Raw genomic sequence first — 19,649 nt, 5'->3', positions numbered from 1 at the left:
ACTCGCATGGCTATCGCGCATTCGCCGAGCCGGGCAACCGATTCACTCGCCACTGTGCTGGTCACGGTAGGTGTCGTTCTTCTCGCACTGCTCACGCTGTACCTGGTCGGCTTCGATCAGGGCGCCATCTCGCGCAGCGGGATGTACATGCACGAGCTGATGCACGACGGACGCCACCTGCTGGGGCTCCCGTGCCACTGATCGGTTCACTGAAAACCCTCCTACTCCGCGGACTCCTGGCAGGCCTCATAGCGGGTCTGCTCGCCGCGACAGTCGGCTACTTCATCGGCGAACCGAAGGTCGATGCCGCCATCGCCATCGAGGAAGCCGGTTCCGCTCCCGCGGATCATCCGCACGGCGCGGAACCGGAGGCGACAGGCGGACATTCGCACGGCGACGAGGAAGAACCACTGGTCAGCAGGACCGGCCAGAAGGCGGGCCAGTTCCTCGCGCTCGGTCTCGCTGGCCTTGCGCTCGGCGCGATCTACGCCTCAATCGCGCACTTCGCGCGGCGCTACACCACGCTGTCCGGGCCGAAGCTCGCGCTGGCCCTCGGAATCGGCGGCTGGGCGGCGATCGTCGCGGTGCCGTTCTTCAAATATCCAGCTAACCCGCCCGCGGTCGGTGATCCGGACACGATCAATGAACGCACCCTGCTGTGGGTCGCGGCGGTGCTGCTCGGCCTCGCGGCCGTCGGTGCGGGCGTGTACGTCTACAAGCTGTTGCGCGCTCAGCTGAGCATGCTGCGACTGATCGCCGGGATCGCCGCGTTCGTCCTCGTCACCACGGTGGGCTACATCCTGTTGCCCGGCGTGAACGAGGTGAAGGCGGACTTCCCCGCCAGTCTGCTGTGGGAGTTCCGGGTGTCGTCGCTGGCCGAGACCGCGACGCTGTGGGCCTGCCTGGCCCTCGGCTTCGCCGCGCTCACCGAATTCGCCACGCGCACTGATACTCCGGTACGAGAGTCGATCGCTACCGCGGGCTGATCCGCGTCCGGAAGACGAAGGGCAGTGTCGGTGGCATGACCGACACTGCCTTTTCCGTCTGGCCCGCACCGCTTCGTTCCGGCGCTGCGCGTACGCCGCCGCGCGCCGTCCACGTCGCCTTCGTCGGCCTCGTCGTCGCGCTGCTCGCCGGGGTCGGCGAGGCAATCGTGCGGGCGGCCGCGATGCTGGAACGCGCGGAGGCCGACATCGCCGGGCTGAGCACCGGGCTCGCCATGCGGCTCGGCATCTACCTGGTTGTGCTCTTCGTCGCCATCCGGATGACGCACGGCGCGCGCTGGGCCCGCATCCTGCTCACCTTCGGCATCGGCGTGCTCGGCCTGCTGTCTCTGATCATCGAACCGTTGGCGGCACTGCTGTCCGCCGACAAGTTCGGCGACCTCTTCACCGGCCTCACCGCCGAATCCGCGGTGATCGGACTGTTCCGGACGATCCACATCGTCGCGGTGCTGATCGCCATCCCGGCGATGTACCACCCCGCTGCCCGCCGCTACTTTCGCCAGCGGTAATGCCCGGCCCCTCGCGCGCTGAACGAGAGACCGGGCATCAAAGATCCAGCCGAGAACTGGACGGTTCCGGCGCTACGCGAGAGCCGCGTCGAGGGTGATCTGGTCGACTCCGGCGAGGGCCTTGCTGACCGGGCAGCCCGCCTTGGCGGCCTCGGCCGCGGCGGCGAAGGCGTCGGCGTCGACGCCGGGGACCCGGCCGCGCACGGTCAGCTTGATGTCGGTGATCCGGAAGCCGCCCGCCGGGTCGGGGCCGAGGGTCACGTCGGCGGTGACGTCCAGGCTCTCCGGGGTGCCGCCGGCGTTGCCGAGCTGCGCCGAGAGGGCCATCGCGTAGCAGGACGAGTGCGCCGCCGCGATGAGCTCCTCCGGGCTGGTGGTGCCGTTGGCCTCCTCGGCGGAACGCTTCGGAAACGACACGTCGTACTTGCCGACGCCGGAACTGGCCAGCTCGACCTGTCCCGAGCCCTCCTGCAGAGTGCCGGTCCAAGCAGTACGCGCGGTACGAGTAGGCATTACGGTCCTTTCGCTGATGAGCAATGTCACGATGCAGCACCGAGCCTAGCCAGTCGGGCAGCGCGCGTCTTCGGGTCGGACTCGAGTGCCGTCATAGCAACCTTGGCGGCCGGGCGGGCAACCCCCAAATGGGTTGCCGGTGCCCCGCGCGTCACCCAGGTGGGCTCGAAATAGGCTGTTGCCTTTGCGCATTGGGCAATGACGTCATTCCGGATTGGTGACCCGGGCCCTCACGATGCCGCCGACGATCAGTGCTAGCGCGAGCACCCGCCCGCGCTGAGCGGGTCCTTGTTGACCACGATGCCGAGGCCGATGGCACCGACCGCACCGATCCCGGTGAATACCGCGTACGCCGTGCCGACCGGCAGCGTCTGCATAGTCTCGATTGAGACGCCCCTTCATCGAACACCGCGAAAGCCGTTGGCAGGTTGCCCGCCAACGGCTTTCGCGTTCACAACTCAGATCAGATCACGCCTGCGCATCAACCACGCCGTGCCAACCACGAAGAGCACGATGTAGGTCCCGAGCACGATCAGCGCCTCGGTGCGCGACAGGATATCGAGCACGCCGGGCGCCCCGGCCCCGACCGTCCGCATCGCCCCGGCCATCGACCCGGCGGCCGTGCCGGGCAGATGATCGGTGATGACCGTGATCGGCGAAAAGATCGCCGCGACGCCACGCAGCAGATTTTCCACCACCAGCACCCACACCAGGCCGAGGCCGACGGCGAGCGCCGGACCGCGTGCGACCGCGCCGATCAGCGCACCCGCCAGCGTCCACATGCCCAGAATTACCGTGCCGGTGAGGATCCCGAGCACCGACTGACGCAGCGACGGCAGCGCGAGCGATTGCGACTGCGTCGCCCCGATCAGCGATGCCACGCCGATATCCACCACGAACGCGGCAAGAACCAGCGCGACCACCACGACAACCAAGCTCACCACCACCCCACCGACCGCACTGATCCGTGACGGACCTTGCGTGAACACGGCTTTCCAAGTGCCCCAGCCGTAGCCGCTGCCGGTGGTCAGCGCGCCGAGCACCAGCATCAGCGCGCCACCGAACATGGCCATGCCCTGGGTGAACACCTCCGGCACCGCCGCGGGCAGCATCTGCTGCAGCAGCGTGTCTTTCGGCAGGCCGTTCGACATCCGACCCGACTCGCCCGAGGTGTAGGCGAGATAGTTGAACAGGTAGGAGAACGTGAGATTCAGCAGAATCCAGGTTCCCAGGATTATCCAGAAGGCGGGCCACTTACGCAGCCGAAGCGCCTCCGCTTTCGTGCTCGCCACCATGTCTTTCACGGTCATTTCGCCACTTCCAGCTGAGTCATTTCGAAAAACACTTCTTCCAGGGACTTTTCGTCGATCCGCAGTTCGAGCAGAGCTGCCCCCGCCTCGACGACCGCCCGCGCGACAGCGGGTGCGGTGCCGGTACCGGCCTCGATCCGGATGCCGCTGGAGGTCAGCATCGCGGCACGCTCACCGACCACTCCCCGCACCGCCGGGAACGCCACCTCCAACGGTTCGGCGCGCAGCAAAATCGAAGAGCCGCCGCGCAATTCCGCGACGGTCGACTCGACCAGCAGCTTGCCCTGCGAGATCACCCCGACCCGATCGCAGATCTCCTGCACCTCGCTGAGCATGTGGCTGGACAGCAGCACCGTGTGCCCGTCCGCGGCGAGAGTGGTGATCAGCTCCCGCATTTCGGCCATGCCCTGCGGGTCGAGGCCGTTCGTCGGCTCGTCCAGGATCAGCAGGTCGGGCCGGCCGAGCAGGGCGGCGCCGACCCCGAGCCGCTGCTTCATGCCGAGCGAGTAGGTGCGGAACTTGTCGTCGGCCCGGTTGGCCAGCCCGACCCGGTCCAACGCGTCCTCCACGTCGGTGCGGCCGATGCCGCGATATTTCGCGAGCACCCGCAGGTTGTCCCGGCCGGAGAGGTATGGATAGAACCCCGGTCCCTCGATGAGAACCCCGATCCGGCGCACCACCACCGGGTCGCCCGGCGCGTGCCCGGCCACCAACGCCATGCCCTCGCTCGGCCGGATGAGCCCGACCAGCATGCGTAGCGTGGTCGTCTTACCCGCCCCGTTCGGACCGAGGAACCCGTAGATCTCCCCGGCGGCGACACTCATGCTCACGCGGTCGACGGCGGTGTGTTCGCCGTAGCGTTTGGTCAACCCTCGGGTGACCACGATCAAATCTGTCATGCATCGAGAATCCGCTGCGGACCACATCGGCCACATCCGTCGCGCAGCGACGTTCGGTGTACGTACTCCGGCATACGCGAGTGGGTTACCTGAGTAATACGTAGCGAGGCGGACGCGGATCTGCGGTGAAGCCGAATAGGCTGCTGTGGGTGAGGGCAGCAATGACGAGTCGGGGCTCGCTGGGATGGGACTGGGGCGTGGCGCTTGTCGTGGCCGCGCTCCAGATCGTCGGTGGCACGTTCGCGAACATGAGGACGGGTGAGAATTCGCTCGACGTCCTCGGTTACCTGCTACTACTCGCCGGTCCGGTTGCCCTGATCTGGCGGCGGGCCAAGCCGGTGCCGGTGCTGCTTGTCGCGCTCGGTGCCTGTGCCGCGTATCTGGCGCTCGGCTACGGATACGGGCCGATCTTCTTCTCGCTGATCATCGCCTTCCTTACCGCCGCAAGCACCGGATCGCGCTGGTGGACTTACCCACTTGTGCCGCTCGGTTATTCGGCGCTGGTCTGGCCGCTGCCCGAACTACTCGGACGCGGCGCCGATGTGTGGAAGATCTTCGCGCTGATGGCCTGGCTCGTCGTGCTGCTGTGCGTGGCGGAGGGCATTCGGCAGCGCAAGGCCGTGCTGGTGGCGCGTAGGCAGCGGGCCGAGGCCGCGCGCCGCGACGAGGAGGCGCAGCGGGAGCGGCGGGCCAGCGAGGAGCGCCTCGCCATCGCCCGCGAGCTGCACGATGTACTGGCGCACAGCCTTTCGCTGATCAATGTGCAATCGTCGGTGGCGCTCGAACTGTTCGACCGGAAGCCGGAGCAGGCCGCCACCGCGCTGGACGCGATCAAGACGGCCAGCCGGGACGCGCTCGCGGAGGTGCACACGCTGCTGCACTCGATCCGCACCGGAGGCACCGTCGCAGGCGAATCCGACGCCTCGGCAGCAGAATTCACCGACGAGCCGAGCGCGCCGAGTCGCCGTCGTCCGCGCGGCTGGGGTACTCGCAATTCAGCAGGCACCGAGCGTGTTTCCGCGGAAGACGAGCAATCTGCCAGTGCCGGCGCCGAATCCGCCGAGGCCGTCCCGCGTCCGGCGGCACCGCGGACTCCCGCGCCGAGCATCGCGGATCTGGACAACCTCCTCCAGCGGGCCCGCGCGGCCGGATTGACGGTGCAGACCAAGGTAATCGGCGAACCCGAGCAGCTGCCCAGCGTGATCGACGTGGCCGCCGCGCGGATCATCCAGGAAGCACTGACCAACGTCGTGCGGCACGCACCGGGCGCGGAAGCCTCGGTGACCGTGCGATACACGGCGCAATCAGTGGATCTCACCGTTGACAACGCCCGCCCGACCGCGCAGGCGGCGCGGTCGGGGACGAGCGGGGGCAATGGGATCATCGGTATGCGGGAGCGGACACATGCCCTCGGCGGCGCACTCACCGCTGGTCCCCGCCCGAGCGGCGGGTTCCGGGTCGCGGCCCGACTGCCATTGCGCCCGATGGCGCCGAGCGAACGAAAGCCGTTGCCGCCGACTCGTTCCGACGATGCGGTCCGGCCGGACAACGTGCGGCCGATCCGGCCGGACGACAAGGCGGCGCACCAGTCCAGCGCGCCCGGCCCGGTAACGCAGTAGGAGATGCCGTGAGCGACCGTCAGGGAGTGAACCGAAAACACCGCACGCCGATGCGCACGACGGAGCCGAGCGTCAGCGGGGTGGAGTCGTGAGTATCCGAGTCCTGGTGGCCGACGATCAGGCGCTGGTGCGCGCCGGTTTCGTCGCGCTGCTGGCGGCGCAGGACGGCATCGAGGTGGTCGGCGAGGCGGACAATGGCGAGCAGGCCGTGCGGATGACCCGCAGCCTCGTCCCGGACGTGGTGCTGATGGACATCAGGATGCCGATCCTGGACGGGCTCGCCGCCACCAGGATGATCGCCGAGGATGCCAAGCTCGCCGAGGTGAAGGTGGTCGTGCTGACCACCTTCGAGCTCGACGAGTACGTCTTCGAGGCAATGCGTTCCGGCGCGACGGGCTTCCTGGTGAAGCACACCGAACCGGCCGATCTGGTGCGGGCCGTCCGGGTGGTCGCGGCCGGTGACGCGCTGCTGTCCCCCAGCGTCACCCGCAGGCTGATCGCGGAATTCTCCGCCCACGCCAAAACTCCGCCGCCCGCGACACTTTCCGAACTCACCGAACGCGAGCGCGAGGTGATGGTGCTGGTCGCCGAGGGGCTGACGAACGCCGAAATCGGCGAGCGGTTGTTCATGAGCCCAGCCACCGCCCGCACCCATGTCAGTCGCATTCTGATGAAACTCGGCGCCCGCGACCGCACCCAATTGGTCGTGATGGCCTATGAATCCGGCTTGGTGCGGCCGGGCTGGCAGTGATTACGCGCTACCGGGATTCGACTGTTCGCGTTCCGCATCGGTGAATCCGCTGCGCGCCGACCCCGGCGGTGCGGCTTGCAGCCGGGCCGAGCTCGCCGAGGCGGCCCGGAATACGCCCGAAACACCCTGCGGCGCAGCGGCATACGTGATCGAGTTGCGCGGGTCGAAGCCCATTTCGGTGCCGATCGCGACCGCGTCCATGTTGGCGCCGAGGAACAGGAAGTTCCAGCTGTAGACGTCCTGCTGCTGGGTGATCAGCGATTTCACCGCGGTATGCGACCATTCCTTGCTGGAATTCTCGTGACCGTCGGTGAGCACGACGACGATGACCGTGCTCGGCCGTTCGTGTTCGGGCCGTTTCGCCAGTTCCGCGCCGACGTCGGTGACCAGCCTGCCCACGGCGTCGTATAGCGCGGTCATGCCGCGCGGCTGCAGGTCGAGCGGCGGTACCTGTGCGATCGGCCGGTTCGAGTAGAGGCATTCGTATTCGGTATCGAACTGCGCCAGCGTCACCTCGATCATCTTCGGCACTTTGCGCTGCTCTTCGATGAAGGCGCTGAACCCGCCCTCGGTGTCGGATTTGATCGACTGCATCGACCCGGATCGGTCGAGTAGTACCGCGATCAGGGTCAGGTCCGGATTCGTCATGCGCACCCCCGGGTCGGCTCGGTGAACCCCATCCAACGTACCCCCGTGCGGGGCGTACCGCGCGAACTGCCCATGCGCTGAACAACGAGAAAGGCCCGCCCCCAAAGGGAGCGGGCCTTCCACGTGTTGCTCTTACTCGCCGGACGCTTCCGCGGTGCCTTCAGCGGCACCGGTCAGCACGACCTCGGGCTTGTCCTCGGTCGAGTCCGCCTTGGTCAGCTTCGTCTTACCGGTGAAGGTGAACTTGGCGTCCTCGCCGGAGCCCTCGCCGTCCCAGCCTTCGACATCGACGAAGACGGTCTGACCGGGGCCGATCTCGCCGAAGAGGATCTTCTCCGACAGCTGGTCCTCGATCTCGCGCTGGATGGTCCTGCGCAGCGGCCTGGCCCCGAGCACGGGGTCGAAGCCACGCTTGGCCAGCAGTGCCTTGCCCTGCTCGGACAGCTCCATCGACATGTCCTTGTTCTTCAACTGGACACCGACGCGGCCGATCATCAGGTCCACCATCTGCACGATCTGATCGGTCGTGAGCTGGTGGAAGACGATGACGTCGTCGATACGGTTGAGGAACTCGGGCCGGAAGTGCTTCTTCAGCTCGTCGTTGACCTTGAGCTTCATCCGCTCGTAGTTCGAGCCCTGGATGTTGGACTGGGTGAAGCCCAGGCCGACCGCCTTGGAGATGTCCGACGTACCGAGGTTCGAGGTGAAGATCAGCACCGTGTTCTTGAAGTCCACGGTCCGACCCTGGCCGTCGGTGAGCCGACCGTCCTCCAGCACCTGCAACAGGGTGTTGTAGATCTCCTGGTGGGCCTTCTCGATCTCGTCGAACAGCACCACGGAGAACGGCTTGCGGCGCACCTTCTCGGTGAGCTGACCGCCCTCTTCGTAGCCGACGTACCCGGGAGGGGCACCGAACAGCCGCGATGCGGTGAAGCGGTCGTGGAACTCGCCCATGTCGATCTGGATGAGCGCGTCGTCGTCGCCGAACAGGAAGTTCGCCAGCGACTTGGCCAGCTCGGTCTTACCGACGCCGGACGGACCGGCGAAGATGAACGAACCGGACGGACGCTTCGGATCCTTCAGGCCGGCCCGAGTGCGGCGGATCGCCTTGGAGACGGCCTTGACGGCATCCTCCTGGCCGATGATCCGCTTGTGCAGCTCGTCCTCCATGCGGAGCAGACGGGTGGTCTCCTCCTCGGTGAGCTTGAAGACGGGGATGCCGGTCCAGTTGGCCAGCACCTCCGCGATCTGCTCGTCGTCGACCTCGGCAACCACGTCGAGATCACCGGAGCGCCACTGCTTCTCCCGCTCGGCGCGCTTGGCGACCAGCTGCTTTTCCTTGTCGCGCAGCCGTGCGGCCTTCTCGAAGTCCTGCGCGTCGATCGCGCTTTCCTTCTCCCGGCGCGCATCGGCGATCTTGTCGTCGAATTCGCGCAGGTCCGGCGGGGCGGTCATGCGACGGATGCGCATCCGCGCACCGGCCTCGTCGATCAGGTCGATCGCCTTGTCCGGCAGGAACCGGTCGTTGATGTAGCGGTCGGCCAGGGTCGCCGCGGCCACCAGCGCGCCATCGGTGATGGAAACCCGGTGGTGTGCCTCGTAGCGGTCACGCAGACCCTTGAGGATGTTGATGGTGTGCTCGACCGTCGGCTCGCCGACCTGCACCGGCTGGAACCGGCGCTCCAGCGCGGCGTCCTTCTCGATGTACTTGCGGTACTCGTCGAGTGTGGTCGCGCCGATGGTCTGCAGCTCGCCACGGGCCAGCTTCGGCTTCAGGATGGACGCGGCGTCGATCGCGCCCTCGGCGGCACCCGCCCCGACGAGCGTGTGCAGCTCGTCGATGAACAGGATGATGTCGCCGCGGGTGTTGATCTCCTTGAGCACCTTCTTCAGGCGCTCTTCGAAGTCACCGCGGTAGCGGCTGCCCGCGACCAGGGAACCCAGGTCGAGGGTGTACAGCTGCTTGTCCTTCAGCGTCTCGGGGACCTCGCCGTTGACGATGGCCTGCGCCAGGCCCTCCACGACCGCGGTCTTACCGACACCGGGCTCGCCGATCAGCACCGGATTGTTCTTGGTACGGCGGCTCAGCACCTGCATGACCCGCTCGATTTCCTTCGAGCGGCCGATGACCGGGTCGAGCTTGCCCTCGAGCGCGGCCTGGGTCAGATTGCGGCCGAACTGGTCGAGCACCAGCGAAGTGGACGGCGTGCCCGCCTCACCGCGCGAGCCGGACTCGACCGGCTCCTTGCCCTGATACCCGGACAACAGCTGGATAACCTGCTGGCGCACCCGGTTGAGGTCGGCGCCCAGCTTGACGAGCACCTGCGCGGCGACACCCTCACCCTCGCGGATGAGACCGAGCAGAATGTGCTCGGTGCCGATGTAATTGTGGCCGAGTTGCAACGCTTCGCGCAGACTCAGCTCCAAGACTTTTTTGGCCCGCGGGGTGAACGGGATGTGACCGGACGGAGCCTGCTGGCCCTGACCGATGATCTCCTCCACCTGGCTGCGCACGCCCTCCAGCGAAATGCCGAGCGATTCCAGCGACTTGGCCGCGACACCCTCACCCTCATGGATCAGCCCCAGCAGGATGTGCTCGGTGCCGATGTAGTTGTGGTTGAGCATCCGGGCCTCTTCCTGGGCCAGGACAACGACACGCCTCGCGCGGTCGGTGAACCTCTCGAACATCGCTCCCTCACTCTCCTGCTTCCGACATTCTGGCAACAGACGCCGCAGTGTGCTGTGTTACAACCGTGGGCGTCAGCCTGCCATGAAGCCCGGGGGTCGTGGCCCCCGCCTCCACTCTAGTTGGCGGGGGATACTGCCGCCGCCAGTCCACCCTATTGGCGACCAGCGTCAGCACGGTCATTCACTCATAACGTGAGCGTTGCAGGATTCGTTTCCGAATACCGTTTAGCCCTGAGCTGAATTTTTTGCCGCGCGGGCGCGGCGGGTTCGCGGCCCCTGGAAGTCTCGCTTCCGAGCGGCCGAGACTCGCGCCTGCGGCGCATGCGCTTCGGCCACTCGGAAGCGAGACGGGCCGCGAACGGCGCTCGTAAGACTCGCGCGTGGTGGTCGGTTGGTCAGTAGCTCTCGGACAGGGGTCCTACCCGGTGAAGGGGGCGACAAACACGCATGGGGCTTCGCGTGGGTGGGTTGGGTCGAGGGCGTTGAGGACGTAGGCGGCGGCGCGGGGGCTGCCTGCGATGCCTGCGTGCTCGGAGAAGTCCTGGGCGCATGTGTCTTGGACCACGATGTTCGTGACGTTCGGGCCTGGGACCAGGCCTGCGGTGTAGGGGACGACGAGCTCGTCGAGGCGGGTGGCGATGTTGGTGTAGGTGACGGACGGGTGATAGACGCCGTCGGCGTTCAGTGCCCGCAGGAAGTCGGAGCCCTCGACGACCTGGCGGCAGGCTTGGCACAGGGAGCCGACCAGGGCGTCGAAGGCGGGGCCAGCGCCGAGGCGCTGACTGAAGGCCGCTATCTGGGCTGCGCCCGCGACGTTCGAACCGAGCCAGGGTGGGGCGATGGCGACGAGTTTGTCCACTTTGTCCGCGCCGCCGAGCCGCTTGACGAAATAGTTGCCGATGAAGTTGCCCTGGGAGTGACCGACGATGTCGACCCGCCGCGCGCCGGTCGCGGCGAGCGCCCGGTCCACGAACGCGGCGAACTGGGGTGCGCTCTGCTCCATCGGCAGCATGCCGCCGATGGCGGAGATCGGCCATGGCAGGTCGTAGGCGCCGTAGGTCATCGAGTACACGCAGTAGCCCTGATTGGCCAGCAGCGGCGCGTATACGCCCCAATTCGTCTGTGCTCCACCGCCGGTGCCGTGCGCGAGCACCACCGGGTTGGGATGGGCGTCGCTCGGACGGCACGACCAATCGTTGGCGCCGGGCAGCGAGCCGCCCGGATTCGTCAGCTCGTTGGGGATGCCCGCGAAGAAGTTGTAGTCGACCGGGTACTGCTGCGCTTGCGCCGGACCTGCCGCGGCGGTCCATAGCGCGGCCAGTACGAGGACGAGAAACGAAAAGCCTGGAACACGCCGCACGGTAGCCTCCAAATCTGGAACGTGTTCCAGAAACTACCGCAGGGGTGTCCCAGGCGGGGGCGAGTCGCGAAATCGCTTGTGGCGGTTGGTGCCAGCGCTAGCGGTAGACCGCGACACCCGGCTGACCGGGGAACTGTCCCGGATGGCCCTGCGCCACATACTGATCGGGGGTGGCCGCACCGGCGGCATTCGCCTTGCCGTGCTGCGTACCGGCGACGAACAGCGCGCCGCACAGCACCAGGAAGGCCAGCGTGTGCAGCACCGCCCGGACGATGTTCCAGCGCACCCAGACGGCTTCGAAATCGGCGCGCACGGCAGCAAGGTCGGCGATCCGCGACGGATCACCCGCGGCCGCCAGCTGATTGTTCAACGGCACGTTCAGGCCGGAGGTGACCGCGAACGCGATCACATTGATCGCCAAGGCAATGCCGATCCAGATCAGCGTGCTGCGCTGGTCCTTGCCCAGGTGCAAAGCCGCCGCGAGGATGGAAAAGCCGACGGTGCCGAGGAATCCGATCATGAACACCGGGTTGATGATGACCACGTTGATCTTCTGCATCACGTCGATCATGGTGCGGTCGTCGGTGCGATTCAGCGCCGGCATCACCGAGTTCGCGTAGCCGTAGAACAGGCCCGCGATCAGCCCGGTGGCCAGCGTGGCCAGGACCAGGGCGATGAGACGTGCGGCGGTCATATTTCCTCCTGAGGGAAACCCGACCGGAGCCCTCATCGCTCCGGTTCGTGGATATCAGTCAAGCCGGTTTCGGCACGGCTCTCCATGGCCGAGACACTCGGCCGGCTAAGCGATCGTCTACCGGAGCGTCACAAATCCCGGTCGGAGATGAGTCCGCTTTGAATCGCCAGGAAGGCGAGCCGGACCCGCTTCGCGTTCTGCGGCAGGTCCTCCACCCCGAACTTGGCGAACAGCGCACGCAGGTGCGTCTTGATCGCATCGACGCTCAGGAACAGTTCCTCGGCGATCTGCTGATTGGAGGCGGGCGTGGCGAAGGCCGCACCGTTCTTGTACGGGCGGCACAGCGCGATCAGCACCGAGCGCTGAGTTTCGGTGAGCTGCCGCAATGTTGGGATCGAACCGGTGGAGGTGCGGGTGATGTCGTCGGCGACACCGCCGAAATCGTGGAAGGACACCCGCGAGGTGCCGACCCGGATGACGTCACCCGCGATCAGCCTGCGCCTGCCGACCAAGCGGTCGCCGTTGACGAAAGTGCCGTTGCGCGAAAGCCCGTCGTCCACGATGGTCCACTGCGCACCGAGATACTCGATCGCCGCGTGCAGCCGGGACACCTCCGCGTCCCATGGCAGGGCGAGGTCGGCCTGCGGCGAGCGCCCGATCGTCACCCGTTCGCGCTCGGCGGTGAGCATGAACTCCTGCTGACGACCCGTGTCATCCTGGAAACGCAAGAAAGATCCGACGAATCCAGTCACTGCGCCGATACCTCGTCTCTCCATACCGCCAGTGACCATCGCACGTTTCCATGGTGCCGCGTCCTGGAACCACGAGCAAGATCGATCCGCGCGCCACATCGGGCAGCGTGTCATCGTGCCGAACAGTTATATCCAGCGCCTATGGGCCCCCGGAGAAAGACAAAACCGCCGCCCCTGCGTCGCACGATTCGCGGGGGCGGCGGGCGAAAAATATGAAACTAACCCTTCGCGGCCTTGTTGTACGCGTCGGTGATGTCGGCGGAGATACGACCCCGCGCGGACACCTTGTGTCCATTCCGACGTGCCCACTCGCGAATTGCTGCACTTTGTTCCCGGTCGATCGAGACCCGACTCTTCGGGGCACCCGTCGCGGTCGCGGCGGCCTTGACCCGGCGCCGGCCACTCACCCGACGCGCGCTCGAAACCCACTCTTCCAGCCCGTCGCGCAGCTTCGCCGCATTTGCCGACGACAGGTCGATCTCGTACGACACACCGTCGATCGCAAACTCGATGGTCTCGTCCGCGATGGACTCCCCATCGACATCGTCGATCAGGCTAACGGTGACCTTCTTTGCCATGAGATGAACGTCCTCTCGAAATCGTGCGACCCGCATACTAGGCCGATTACCCGAGGCAAGAATACCTCGAATTCCAAAATTTCCAAGACGGGGCGGAGATTTAGCAATCAACCAGTCAGCGAGTGACCGGTCGCACAATTGGGAACAGTATTGTTTCCCGGATTCCGAGACCCGTCAACGCCATCAACAGACGATCGATTCCCATACCGGTACCGGTGGTCGGCGGCATACCGTGCTCCATCGCGGCAAGGAAGTCCTCGTCCAGCGCCATCGCCTCGTCGTCACCTTGCGCGGCCAGTCGCGCTTGATCCACGAACCGCTCGCGCTGGATCACCGGATCGATCAACTCCGAATAGCCAGTAGCCAACTCGAAGCCACGGACATAGAGGTCCCACTTCTCGGTGACCCCCGCCTTGCTCCGATGCTGCCGGGTGAGCGGTGAGGTCTCCACCGGGAAGTCACGAACAAAAGTCGGTGCGTAGAGCTTGTCGCCGTACTGGTGTTCCCACAGTTCCTCGACGAGTTTGCCGTGGCCATAGCCCTTGTCCTCGGGAATTTCCAGACCGACCCGATCGGCGAGCTCGCGCAATTCGGCGATCGAAGTTTCCGGTGTCACGGAGACGCCGAGGGCGTCGGAGAGCGACGGGTACATCTCGACGGTCGCCCACTCGCCGCGCAGGTCGTATTCTGTGCCGTCGGCGAGCGTCACCACCTGGGTTCCGAACACCTCCTGGGCTACTTCCTGCACCAATTCCCGGGTCATCCGCGCTGAGTCGTCGTAGGTGCCGTACGCCTCATACGTTTCGAGCATCGCGAACTCGGGCGAATGGGTGGAGTCCGAGCCCTCGTTGCGGAAGTTGCGGTTGATCTCGAAGACCTGCTCCAGCCCGCCGACCACGCAGCGCTTCAGGAACAGCTCGGGCGCGATACGCAGGTAGAGATCCATATCGAGCGCATTGGAATGGGTGACGAACGGCCGGGCCGCCGCGCCGCCGTGCAGAGTCTGCAGCATCGGCGTCTCCACCTCGAGGAAACCGCGGCGTTCCAGCGCATTGCGCAGCGCGCGCACCACCGCGATCCTGGTCCGTGCCATTTCCCTGGCTTCAGGGCGCACGATCAGATCGACATAGCGCTGCCGGACCCGCGACTCCTCGTTCATCTCCTTGTGCGCCACCGGCAGCGGTCGCAGCGACTTGGCCGCCATGAACCAGGAATCGGCCATGACGCTCAATTCGCCGGTCCGCGACGAGATCACCTCGCCGTGCACGAAAACGAAGTCACCGAGGTCGACATCGGCCTTCCAGGCCGCGAGCGCGTCGGCGCCCACGCCGTTCAGGCTGATCATCGCCTGCAGCTTGGTGCCGTCACCCTCCTGCAGCGTCGCGAAACACAGCTTGCCGGTATTACGCATGAATATGACGCGACCAGCGACACCCGCCTGCAGCCCGGTCTGGGTGTCGGCTGCGAGATCGGGATATGCGGCGCGAATTTCGGCAAGGGTATGCGTGCGCGGCACGACCACGGGATACGCGTCACCGCCGTCGGCGAGCAACCGCTCCCGCTTCTCCTTACGAATCCGTATCTGCTCCGGGGCGTCGTCGGCGTCGGACGCCACGGCAGGCCGCGAATCCGATGCAGGATCGCTGGACGAGGGAGTGTTGCTGGTGCTCACATCCAACAACCCTAGCGTGCACCGGAAATCGTTTTGCGGGCCGCCCGGGCTAGTTCACGGAGTAACGAATCGGTCTCGGTTCCCGGCGCTGCCAGGTGCCGGATTTGCGCGGTGCGGTATCCCCGGAAATAGCGGGCACCGGCCGACCCGCACACGAAACCGCTTGTGCGACCTTATGTTTCGAGATGGAAGCGATACCGGAAATTACAGCGAGGCGAGCGCGTCGACCTCGCGGGCGAAGTGCGGCGCCCGGATTCCGATGTGCAGTAGACCCGCCGCCTTCAATGCGTGGAAGCCCCCGACGAGATCGGTCGCCCGGTGCAGCCCGAGTTGCTGCAACGCGGCTGCCGCCAGGCTGGAGGTATAGCCCTCGGAGCAGGCGACGATCCATTCCACGTCGTGATCGGTGGCCAGTGCCAAGCGCGCGGAACTGGTCGGGTCGAGCCGCCATTCCAGCACATTCCGCTCGATCACCAGGGCACCCGGCAACGCGCCTTCCCGCACGCGCTGCGCCTGCGGCCGAATGTCCACCAGAATCGCGCCCCTGGCGAGCGCCTCCGGCAATTCGAAGGCATAGATCCGCTTCAGCTGGGCGCGCGCGTTCTCGAGCATCTGATCGATGGTCAAACGTTCGCTCATTACATATCACCTTCGGGCTGGTCGGTGAGAACGGTTCGGGTGCGCCGCAGGGTGCCGTGGCCGGTGACCTCGTAATAGGACATGGCGGTGAGCGGCGGGGAATAGGCATGCACGCTGAGCGTGGGTTCGAGCAGTGCGGGATCGAAGGCCGGTTCGGTACTCGCCACGGACTGGGCCGGGGCCCGCATCACGTCGTGCACCCAGCCGATCGGGAACGACGCCTGATCACCCGCGGCGAGCGTGCGGCGGCGCAGTTCGCTTCCGTTCCAACGGAATTCCGAGAGGGCGCCGCTGAGCACGGTCAATGCGCCGAGCGAGCCGGCGTGGTCGTGCAGTTCGGTGGATTTCCCCGGTGTCCAACTGATCAGCCAGACATCGACTTCGTCATCGGTGAGCAGCCGCGCCGCCCAGCGTTCGTCGGCGGGCCAGACGCCATTCGAGGGAAGGAGGTGGTCATACCGCCCGGCCAGTACGTCTTCGGCGCCCTCGTCGGTCAATCGCAGTAAATCGGCGGGACGCAGGCGGGTCGGCAATGCGGAAGCCACGGCGCGTTCCAGCGGCGGGGTTGCCGAAAAAGCGTCACGTGCGGAAGAGAGGGAAAGAACGGAAGAACGCATGAGCGAATCTCCAGGAGTATGTGAACGGTCGAGGGCGGTGGTCAGCCTCGATCGGTCGAGGCCAGGTCAGCCTCGACAACACTCCTGGGTGCGCACGCGAGAATTCACAGCGGTGAGTGTATCAGCGCCGACGCACAGTGCAAATGGCATACCTCACGCGCCCACTCCCTTGCGGCGTTGGTTTCGCTCGTATACGAGGCGCAAACCGGTCAAGGTGAGGTACGGGTCGTGGTCGTCGATGGTCTCCGATTCCGGGACGATCAGCGCCGCGCTCGGTCCGGTGGCGACCACCGCGACATCGTCGCCGGCAAACGCCTCGAACTCGTCGCGAATCCGGTCGATCAGCCCGTCCACCATCCCGGCGAAACCGAAAACCGCGCCGGACTGCATGCATTCCATGCTGTTCTTCCCGAGCACCGAGCGTGGCCTGGTCAGTTCGGCTCGGCGCAGCGCACTGCGCTCCACCAGGGCTTCCATCGAAATTTCCACGCCGGGCGCGATGACTCCGCCGAGGAACTCACCTTTCGCCGAGACCAGGTCGACGCAGATCGCGGTGGCGAAATCGACAACGATCGCCGCGGACGAATAATGCTGATAGGCGGCCAGGCAGTTCACGATCCGGTCGGCGCCCACCTCTTTCGGGTTATCCACCAGCAGCGGAATGCCGGTGCGGACCCCGGGCTCCACCAGTACATGCGGCACGTGACCCCAATACTGGTTCAACATCGTCCGCAGTTCACGCAGCACCGGCGGCACCGTGGACAGTGCGGAAACTCCGATCACTTGGTCGAGCTGCGTGCCGACCAGGCCGCGCACCTGGCTGGCGAATTCGTCGGCGGTGAGCAGCGGATTGGTGTGTATCCGCCAGTGCCGCACCAGTTTCGAATGCGCGCCGCTGCCCGAGAAAAGACCGATCACGATATTGGTATTGCGGACGTCGATTGTCAGCAGCATGTCCGGCTCGGTGCTCAGGCGAACGACAGCGAGCGCGGTGAGGTGAGGCCGGAGCCTTCCGGCGCGTGCGCGGGATCGGAGCCGAGTTCCACCGGGCGATTGCGCTCGTCCACGAAAACGACCTTCGGGTCGTATTCCGCGATTTCCTGCTCGTTCAGCTGGCCATAGGCGATCAGGATGACCAGATCGCCGGGGTGCACCAGGTGGGCGGCGGCACCGTTGATGCCGATCACGCCGGACCCGCGTTCACCCGCGATGACATAGGTCTCCAGGCGGGCGCCGTTGTCGATGTCGACGATGCAGACCTGCTCGCCTTCCAGCAGATCGGCGGCATCGAGCAGATCCTGGTCGACCGTCACCGAGCCGACGTAGTGCAGGTCGGCGTGGGTCACCGTGGCGCGGTGGATCTTCGACTTCATCATGGTGCGCAACATTGCGTCGCCCTTTCGTTGGTTCGTGGCCTAGGCAGGCTGGGAGGTCCGCGCGGCGGAGACGTTGGGGTGGCCGTCGATCGGTGCGCCGAGGGTGACGGCGACATTGTCGATCAGCCGGGTCGGGCCGACCCTGGCGGCCACGAGCAGCCGGGCATTGCCGGTGGCCGGGGCGGGGTCGAGATTGGCGGAGCGCAGTTCGAGGTAGTCGACGTCGATGCCGGGCACCGCGTCGAGCACCTGCCGGGCGGCGGCGAGTACCGCGTCCGGACCGAGGCCGCCCGCATGCTTGCCCGCGGCCAGCGCTGCGGACAGGCCGAGCGCCGATTCCCGTTGTGCCGCATCGAGAAACCGGTTCCGCGAGGACATGGCGAGCCCGTCGTGTTCCCGCACGGTGGCGACCGGCTTGATCTTGACGTCGAAGTTGAGGTCTCGAACCATTTGCCGGATCAACGTGAGCTGCTGGTAGTCCTTCTCGCCGAAGTACGCCTCGGTCGGCCGCACGATCTGCAGCAGCTTGGCGACCACGGTCAGCATGCCCGCGAAATGCGTTGGCCGGCTGGCGCCTTCGAGCTCGGCACCGATCGGGCCCGGGTGCACGGTGGTGCGCGGGCCGTCCGGGTACATGTCGGACACGCTCGGCGCGAACACCAGACCGACGCCCTCCTCGCGCAACAGGGCGACATCGGCGTCCAAGGTGCGCGGGTATTTGTCGAGGTCCTCGTTGGCACCGAACTGCAACGGATTCACGAAGATCGAGACGACCACGACCTGGTTGTTCCGTTTGGCCAGGCGCACGATTTCCAGGTGGCCTTCGTGCAGCGCGCCCATGGTCGGCACCAACGCGACGGTGCGACCGACGCTACGCAGCGCGTTGCACACCTGGGTGACCACCGCCGGGTCGTGATGCACGGTCAACCCACCGGGTGAATAGGCGCCACGCAATTTCGGATCGAACATCAGCGCCCCTTCAGCAGCTCGATGACAGCGGGATTGGTACCCGCTCGTTCGGCGGTCCGCAGCGACAGCGCGCGATAGCCCTCGGCCAAGCGGGTGTCGACGGATTCCAGTGCGGCCAGGTGCGCGGCCACCGCATCCGCGTCGCCGCGCGCCACCGGACCGGTCAGCGCGGACTGCCCGCGCCGCAACGCGTTGTCCAGCGCGGCCGACGCGAGCGGGGCGAGCAGCCGCTCGGCCAGCCCGTTCGGCTGATCGTCGACGATCTGCTGCCCGAGCAGGCCTGGGCCGTCGAGCGCGACGCGTAGTGCGGCAAGGGCATCCACGATCACCGTGACCAGGTGATTGCTGCCGTGCGCGAGAGCGGCGTGGTAGAGCGCGCGATTGTGCTCCTGCACGCGGACCGGCTCACCGCCCATCTCGATCACCAGCGCCTGCCCGATGGCGTAGCCGATCTCGTCGGCGGCGGTGATGCCGAAGCACGCGTTGCTCAGTCGGGTGATGTCCTCGTCGTGGCCGGTGAAGGTCATCGCGGGATGAATGGCCAATGGCAGGACGCCGCTTTCGGCGAGCGGGGCGAGCACGCCGACCCCGTTGGCTCCGGAGGTGTGCGCCACGATGGTGCCCGGCCGGACCACCTTCGCGCTCGCCAGGCCGCGCGCCAAACCGGCCAGCTCGGTATCGGGCACGGCGAGCAGCAGCAGCTCACTGCGGGCCGCTACCTCCTCGACCGGCAGGATCTCGGAGTCGGGCAACCGGGTGCGCGCGCGCCGCACCGAGGCATCGGAAATAGCGGCGACGCCGAACACCACGTGTCCGGCACGCTCCAGTGCCGCGCCAAGTGCCGAGCCGACACGTCCCGCCGAGACGATGCCCACCGTCAGGCGTGCGGGTGCGGGGTCACCGCTGTGCTGGTCGCTCGATATGGGGTAGCCCGAAGTCGCGTCGTCAGGATTCACGCTTCTCGAGGTCAACAGTGTCCTCTCGATGTCGTTCCAGTCCCGCCTTGCGGGTACCGGACGTTTCGTCATCGAGGATATCGGCCCGATGTTTG

General features: G+C 66.4%; 22 protein-coding genes. 5 read left to right on the top strand and 17 right to left on the bottom strand.

Going from position 1 to position 19,649, the window contains the following annotated elements:
* Nucleotides 1-6 precede the first annotated feature (6 nt).
* Genes KV110_RS02800 through KV110_RS02790 form a run of 3 tightly spaced genes read left to right on the top strand, consistent with a single transcriptional unit; the run spans nucleotide 7 to nucleotide 1,513 of the window.
* Nucleotides 7-201: a CbtB domain-containing protein gene (locus tag KV110_RS02800; RefSeq protein WP_218473050.1), complete on the top strand. Its 195-nt coding sequence runs from the start codon at nucleotides 7-9 to the stop codon at nucleotides 199-201.
* Entirely contained in the window at nucleotides 192-986 is a 795-nt protein-coding gene (locus tag KV110_RS02795) for a CbtA family protein (protein ID WP_218473048.1), read from the top strand. The genes KV110_RS02800 and KV110_RS02795 overlap by 10 nt, the downstream gene beginning before the upstream one ends.
* Nucleotides 987-1,021: 35 nt before the next feature.
* Nucleotides 1,022-1,513, top strand: a complete 492-nt coding sequence (locus tag KV110_RS02790) for a hypothetical protein (RefSeq protein ID WP_218473046.1) — start codon at nucleotides 1,022-1,024, stop codon at nucleotides 1,511-1,513.
* A gap of 72 nt (nucleotides 1,514-1,585) precedes the next feature.
* Here KV110_RS02790 and KV110_RS02785 read toward each other — a convergent pair whose 3' ends face one another.
* The 4 genes from KV110_RS02785 to KV110_RS02770 form a co-directional block, all read right to left on the bottom strand.
* The gene (locus KV110_RS02785) at nucleotides 1,586-2,026 is read right to left on the bottom strand and encodes an OsmC family peroxiredoxin (protein WP_218473045.1); all 441 of its coding nucleotides are present in this window, start codon (nucleotides 2,024-2,026) and stop codon (nucleotides 1,586-1,588) included.
* 254 nt (nucleotides 2,027-2,280) lie between these two features.
* Entirely contained in the window at nucleotides 2,281-2,403 is a 123-nt protein-coding gene (locus KV110_RS02780) for an SMR family transporter (RefSeq protein WP_246634324.1), read from the bottom strand.
* Nucleotides 2,404-2,484: 81 nt separating this feature from the next.
* Nucleotides 2,485-3,336 (bottom strand): ABC transporter permease subunit, encoded by an 852-nt coding sequence (locus tag KV110_RS02775; RefSeq protein WP_218473043.1) that lies wholly within the window; start codon nucleotides 3,334-3,336, stop codon nucleotides 2,485-2,487.
* Nucleotides 3,333-4,235 (bottom strand): ABC transporter ATP-binding protein, encoded by a 903-nt coding sequence (locus KV110_RS02770; protein ID WP_218473029.1) that lies wholly within the window; start codon nucleotides 4,233-4,235, stop codon nucleotides 3,333-3,335. Before KV110_RS02770 ends, KV110_RS02775 begins: the two co-directional genes overlap by 4 nt.
* 161 nt (nucleotides 4,236-4,396) lie before the next feature.
* On the opposite strand from KV110_RS02770, the gene KV110_RS02765 reads away from it, so the two are divergent.
* Both KV110_RS02765 and KV110_RS02760 read left to right on the top strand, forming a co-directional pair.
* Complete coding sequence (locus KV110_RS02765) at nucleotides 4,397-5,854, top strand: sensor histidine kinase (RefSeq protein ID WP_246634323.1); 1,458 nt, start codon at nucleotides 4,397-4,399, stop codon at nucleotides 5,852-5,854.
* Nucleotides 5,855-5,942: 88 nt separating this feature from the next.
* Nucleotides 5,943-6,605 carry a response regulator transcription factor gene (locus KV110_RS02760; protein ID WP_218473027.1) on the top strand — a complete coding sequence of 221 codons (663 nt, stop codon included), beginning with the start codon at nucleotides 5,943-5,945 and terminating at the stop codon, nucleotides 6,603-6,605.
* Here KV110_RS02760 and KV110_RS02755 read toward each other — a convergent pair whose 3' ends face one another.
* The 13 genes from KV110_RS02755 to KV110_RS02695 all read right to left on the bottom strand — a co-directional run bounded on the left by KV110_RS02755 (nucleotide 6,606) and on the right by KV110_RS02695 (nucleotide 19,521).
* The gene (locus KV110_RS02755; RefSeq protein WP_218473025.1) at nucleotides 6,606-7,253 is read right to left on the bottom strand and encodes a vWA domain-containing protein; all 648 of its coding nucleotides are present in this window, start codon (nucleotides 7,251-7,253) and stop codon (nucleotides 6,606-6,608) included.
* Between the two features lie 132 nt (nucleotides 7,254-7,385).
* Nucleotides 7,386-9,941 (bottom strand): ATP-dependent Clp protease ATP-binding subunit, encoded by a 2,556-nt coding sequence (locus tag KV110_RS02750; protein WP_218473023.1) that lies wholly within the window; start codon nucleotides 9,939-9,941, stop codon nucleotides 7,386-7,388.
* 418 nt (nucleotides 9,942-10,359) lie between these two features.
* Nucleotides 10,360-11,301: an esterase/lipase family protein gene (locus KV110_RS02745; protein WP_218473021.1), complete on the bottom strand. Its 942-nt coding sequence runs from the start codon at nucleotides 11,299-11,301 to the stop codon at nucleotides 10,360-10,362.
* Nucleotides 11,302-11,398: 97 nt separating this feature from the next.
* Entirely contained in the window at nucleotides 11,399-11,995 is a 597-nt protein-coding gene (locus tag KV110_RS02740) for an anthrone oxygenase family protein (RefSeq protein WP_218473020.1), read from the bottom strand.
* 128 nt (nucleotides 11,996-12,123) lie between these two features.
* Nucleotides 12,124-12,684 carry an FHA domain-containing protein gene (locus KV110_RS02735; RefSeq protein WP_246634671.1) on the bottom strand — a complete coding sequence of 187 codons (561 nt, stop codon included), beginning with the start codon at nucleotides 12,682-12,684 and terminating at the stop codon, nucleotides 12,124-12,126.
* Between the two features lie 281 nt (nucleotides 12,685-12,965).
* Nucleotides 12,966-13,325 (bottom strand): histone-like nucleoid-structuring protein Lsr2, encoded by a 360-nt coding sequence (locus KV110_RS02730; RefSeq protein ID WP_029900677.1) that lies wholly within the window; start codon nucleotides 13,323-13,325, stop codon nucleotides 12,966-12,968.
* A 115-nt stretch (nucleotides 13,326-13,440) separates the two neighbouring features.
* A complete protein-coding gene (lysS, locus tag KV110_RS02725; protein ID WP_218478124.1) occupies nucleotides 13,441-14,940 on the bottom strand; it encodes a lysine--tRNA ligase in 1,500 nt (499 codons plus the stop codon).
* Between the two features lie 261 nt (nucleotides 14,941-15,201).
* Entirely contained in the window at nucleotides 15,202-15,624 is a 423-nt protein-coding gene (locus KV110_RS02720) for a rhodanese-like domain-containing protein (RefSeq protein WP_218478123.1), read from the bottom strand.
* Between the two features lie 11 nt (nucleotides 15,625-15,635).
* Nucleotides 15,636-16,253, bottom strand: coding sequence for a cysteine dioxygenase (locus KV110_RS02715; protein ID WP_246634322.1), 618 nt, complete (start codon nucleotides 16,251-16,253; stop codon nucleotides 15,636-15,638).
* 153 nt (nucleotides 16,254-16,406) lie between these two features.
* On the bottom strand, nucleotides 16,407-17,207 hold the full coding sequence (locus KV110_RS02710) for a type III pantothenate kinase (RefSeq protein ID WP_218473017.1): 801 nt from the start codon (nucleotides 17,205-17,207) through the stop codon (nucleotides 16,407-16,409).
* Between the two features lie 14 nt (nucleotides 17,208-17,221).
* Nucleotides 17,222-17,641, bottom strand: coding sequence for an aspartate 1-decarboxylase (panD, locus tag KV110_RS02705; protein WP_218473015.1), 420 nt, complete (start codon nucleotides 17,639-17,641; stop codon nucleotides 17,222-17,224).
* A 27-nt stretch (nucleotides 17,642-17,668) separates the two neighbouring features.
* Complete coding sequence (panC, locus tag KV110_RS02700; RefSeq protein ID WP_218473014.1) at nucleotides 17,669-18,598, bottom strand: pantoate--beta-alanine ligase; 930 nt, start codon at nucleotides 18,596-18,598, stop codon at nucleotides 17,669-17,671.
* Nucleotides 18,598-19,521 carry a Rossmann-like and DUF2520 domain-containing protein gene (locus KV110_RS02695; protein WP_246634670.1) on the bottom strand — a complete coding sequence of 308 codons (924 nt, stop codon included), beginning with the start codon at nucleotides 19,519-19,521 and terminating at the stop codon, nucleotides 18,598-18,600. Before KV110_RS02695 ends, panC begins: the two co-directional genes overlap by 1 nt.
* Nucleotides 19,522-19,649 lie beyond the last annotated feature (128 nt).

This window comes from Nocardia iowensis (genome assembly GCF_019222765.1).
Classification (GTDB): Bacteria; Actinomycetota; Actinomycetes; order Mycobacteriales; family Mycobacteriaceae; genus Nocardia; species Nocardia iowensis.
The sequence above is the reverse complement of the archived record's forward strand: the minus strand, read 5'-3'. Positions and strand labels throughout refer to the sequence as shown.

Bases quoted from the DNA above. Each gene is read 5' to 3' on its own strand.
- KV110_RS02800 (WP_218473050.1), top strand. From the start codon at position 7: ATGGCTATCGCGCATTCGCCGAGCCGGGCAACCGATTCACTCGCCACT.
- KV110_RS02790 (WP_218473046.1), top strand. From the start codon at position 1,022: ATGACCGACACTGCCTTTTCCGTCTGGCCCGCACCGCTTCGTTCCGGC.
- KV110_RS02785 (WP_218473045.1), bottom strand. From the start codon at position 2,026: ATGCCTACTCGTACCGCGCGTACTGCTTGGACCGGCACTCTGCAGGAG.
- KV110_RS02780 (WP_246634324.1), bottom strand. From the start codon at position 2,403: ATGCAGACGCTGCCGGTCGGCACGGCGTACGCGGTATTCACCGGGATC.
- KV110_RS02775 (WP_218473043.1), bottom strand. From the start codon at position 3,336: ATGACCGTGAAAGACATGGTGGCGAGCACGAAAGCGGAGGCGCTTCGG.
- KV110_RS02770 (WP_218473029.1), bottom strand. From the start codon at position 4,235: ATGACAGATTTGATCGTGGTCACCCGAGGGTTGACCAAACGCTACGGC.
- KV110_RS02765 (WP_246634323.1), top strand. From the start codon at position 4,397: ATGACGAGTCGGGGCTCGCTGGGATGGGACTGGGGCGTGGCGCTTGTC.
- KV110_RS02755 (WP_218473025.1), bottom strand. From the start codon at position 7,253: ATGACGAATCCGGACCTGACCCTGATCGCGGTACTACTCGACCGATCC.
- KV110_RS02750 (WP_218473023.1), bottom strand. From the start codon at position 9,941: ATGTTCGAGAGGTTCACCGACCGCGCGAGGCGTGTCGTTGTCCTGGCC.
- KV110_RS02740 (WP_218473020.1), bottom strand. From the start codon at position 11,995: ATGACCGCCGCACGTCTCATCGCCCTGGTCCTGGCCACGCTGGCCACC.
- KV110_RS02735 (WP_246634671.1), bottom strand. From the start codon at position 12,684: ATGCTCACCGCCGAGCGCGAACGGGTGACGATCGGGCGCTCGCCGCAG.
- KV110_RS02730 (WP_029900677.1), bottom strand. From the start codon at position 13,325: ATGGCAAAGAAGGTCACCGTTAGCCTGATCGACGATGTCGATGGGGAG.
- KV110_RS02715 (WP_246634322.1), bottom strand. From the start codon at position 16,253: ATGCGTTCTTCCGTTCTTTCCCTCTCTTCCGCACGTGACGCTTTTTCG.
- KV110_RS02710 (WP_218473017.1), bottom strand. From the start codon at position 17,207: ATGCTGCTGACAATCGACGTCCGCAATACCAATATCGTGATCGGTCTT.
- panD (WP_218473015.1), bottom strand. From the start codon at position 17,641: ATGTTGCGCACCATGATGAAGTCGAAGATCCACCGCGCCACGGTGACC.
- panC (WP_218473014.1), bottom strand. From the start codon at position 18,598: ATGTTCGATCCGAAATTGCGTGGCGCCTATTCACCCGGTGGGTTGACC.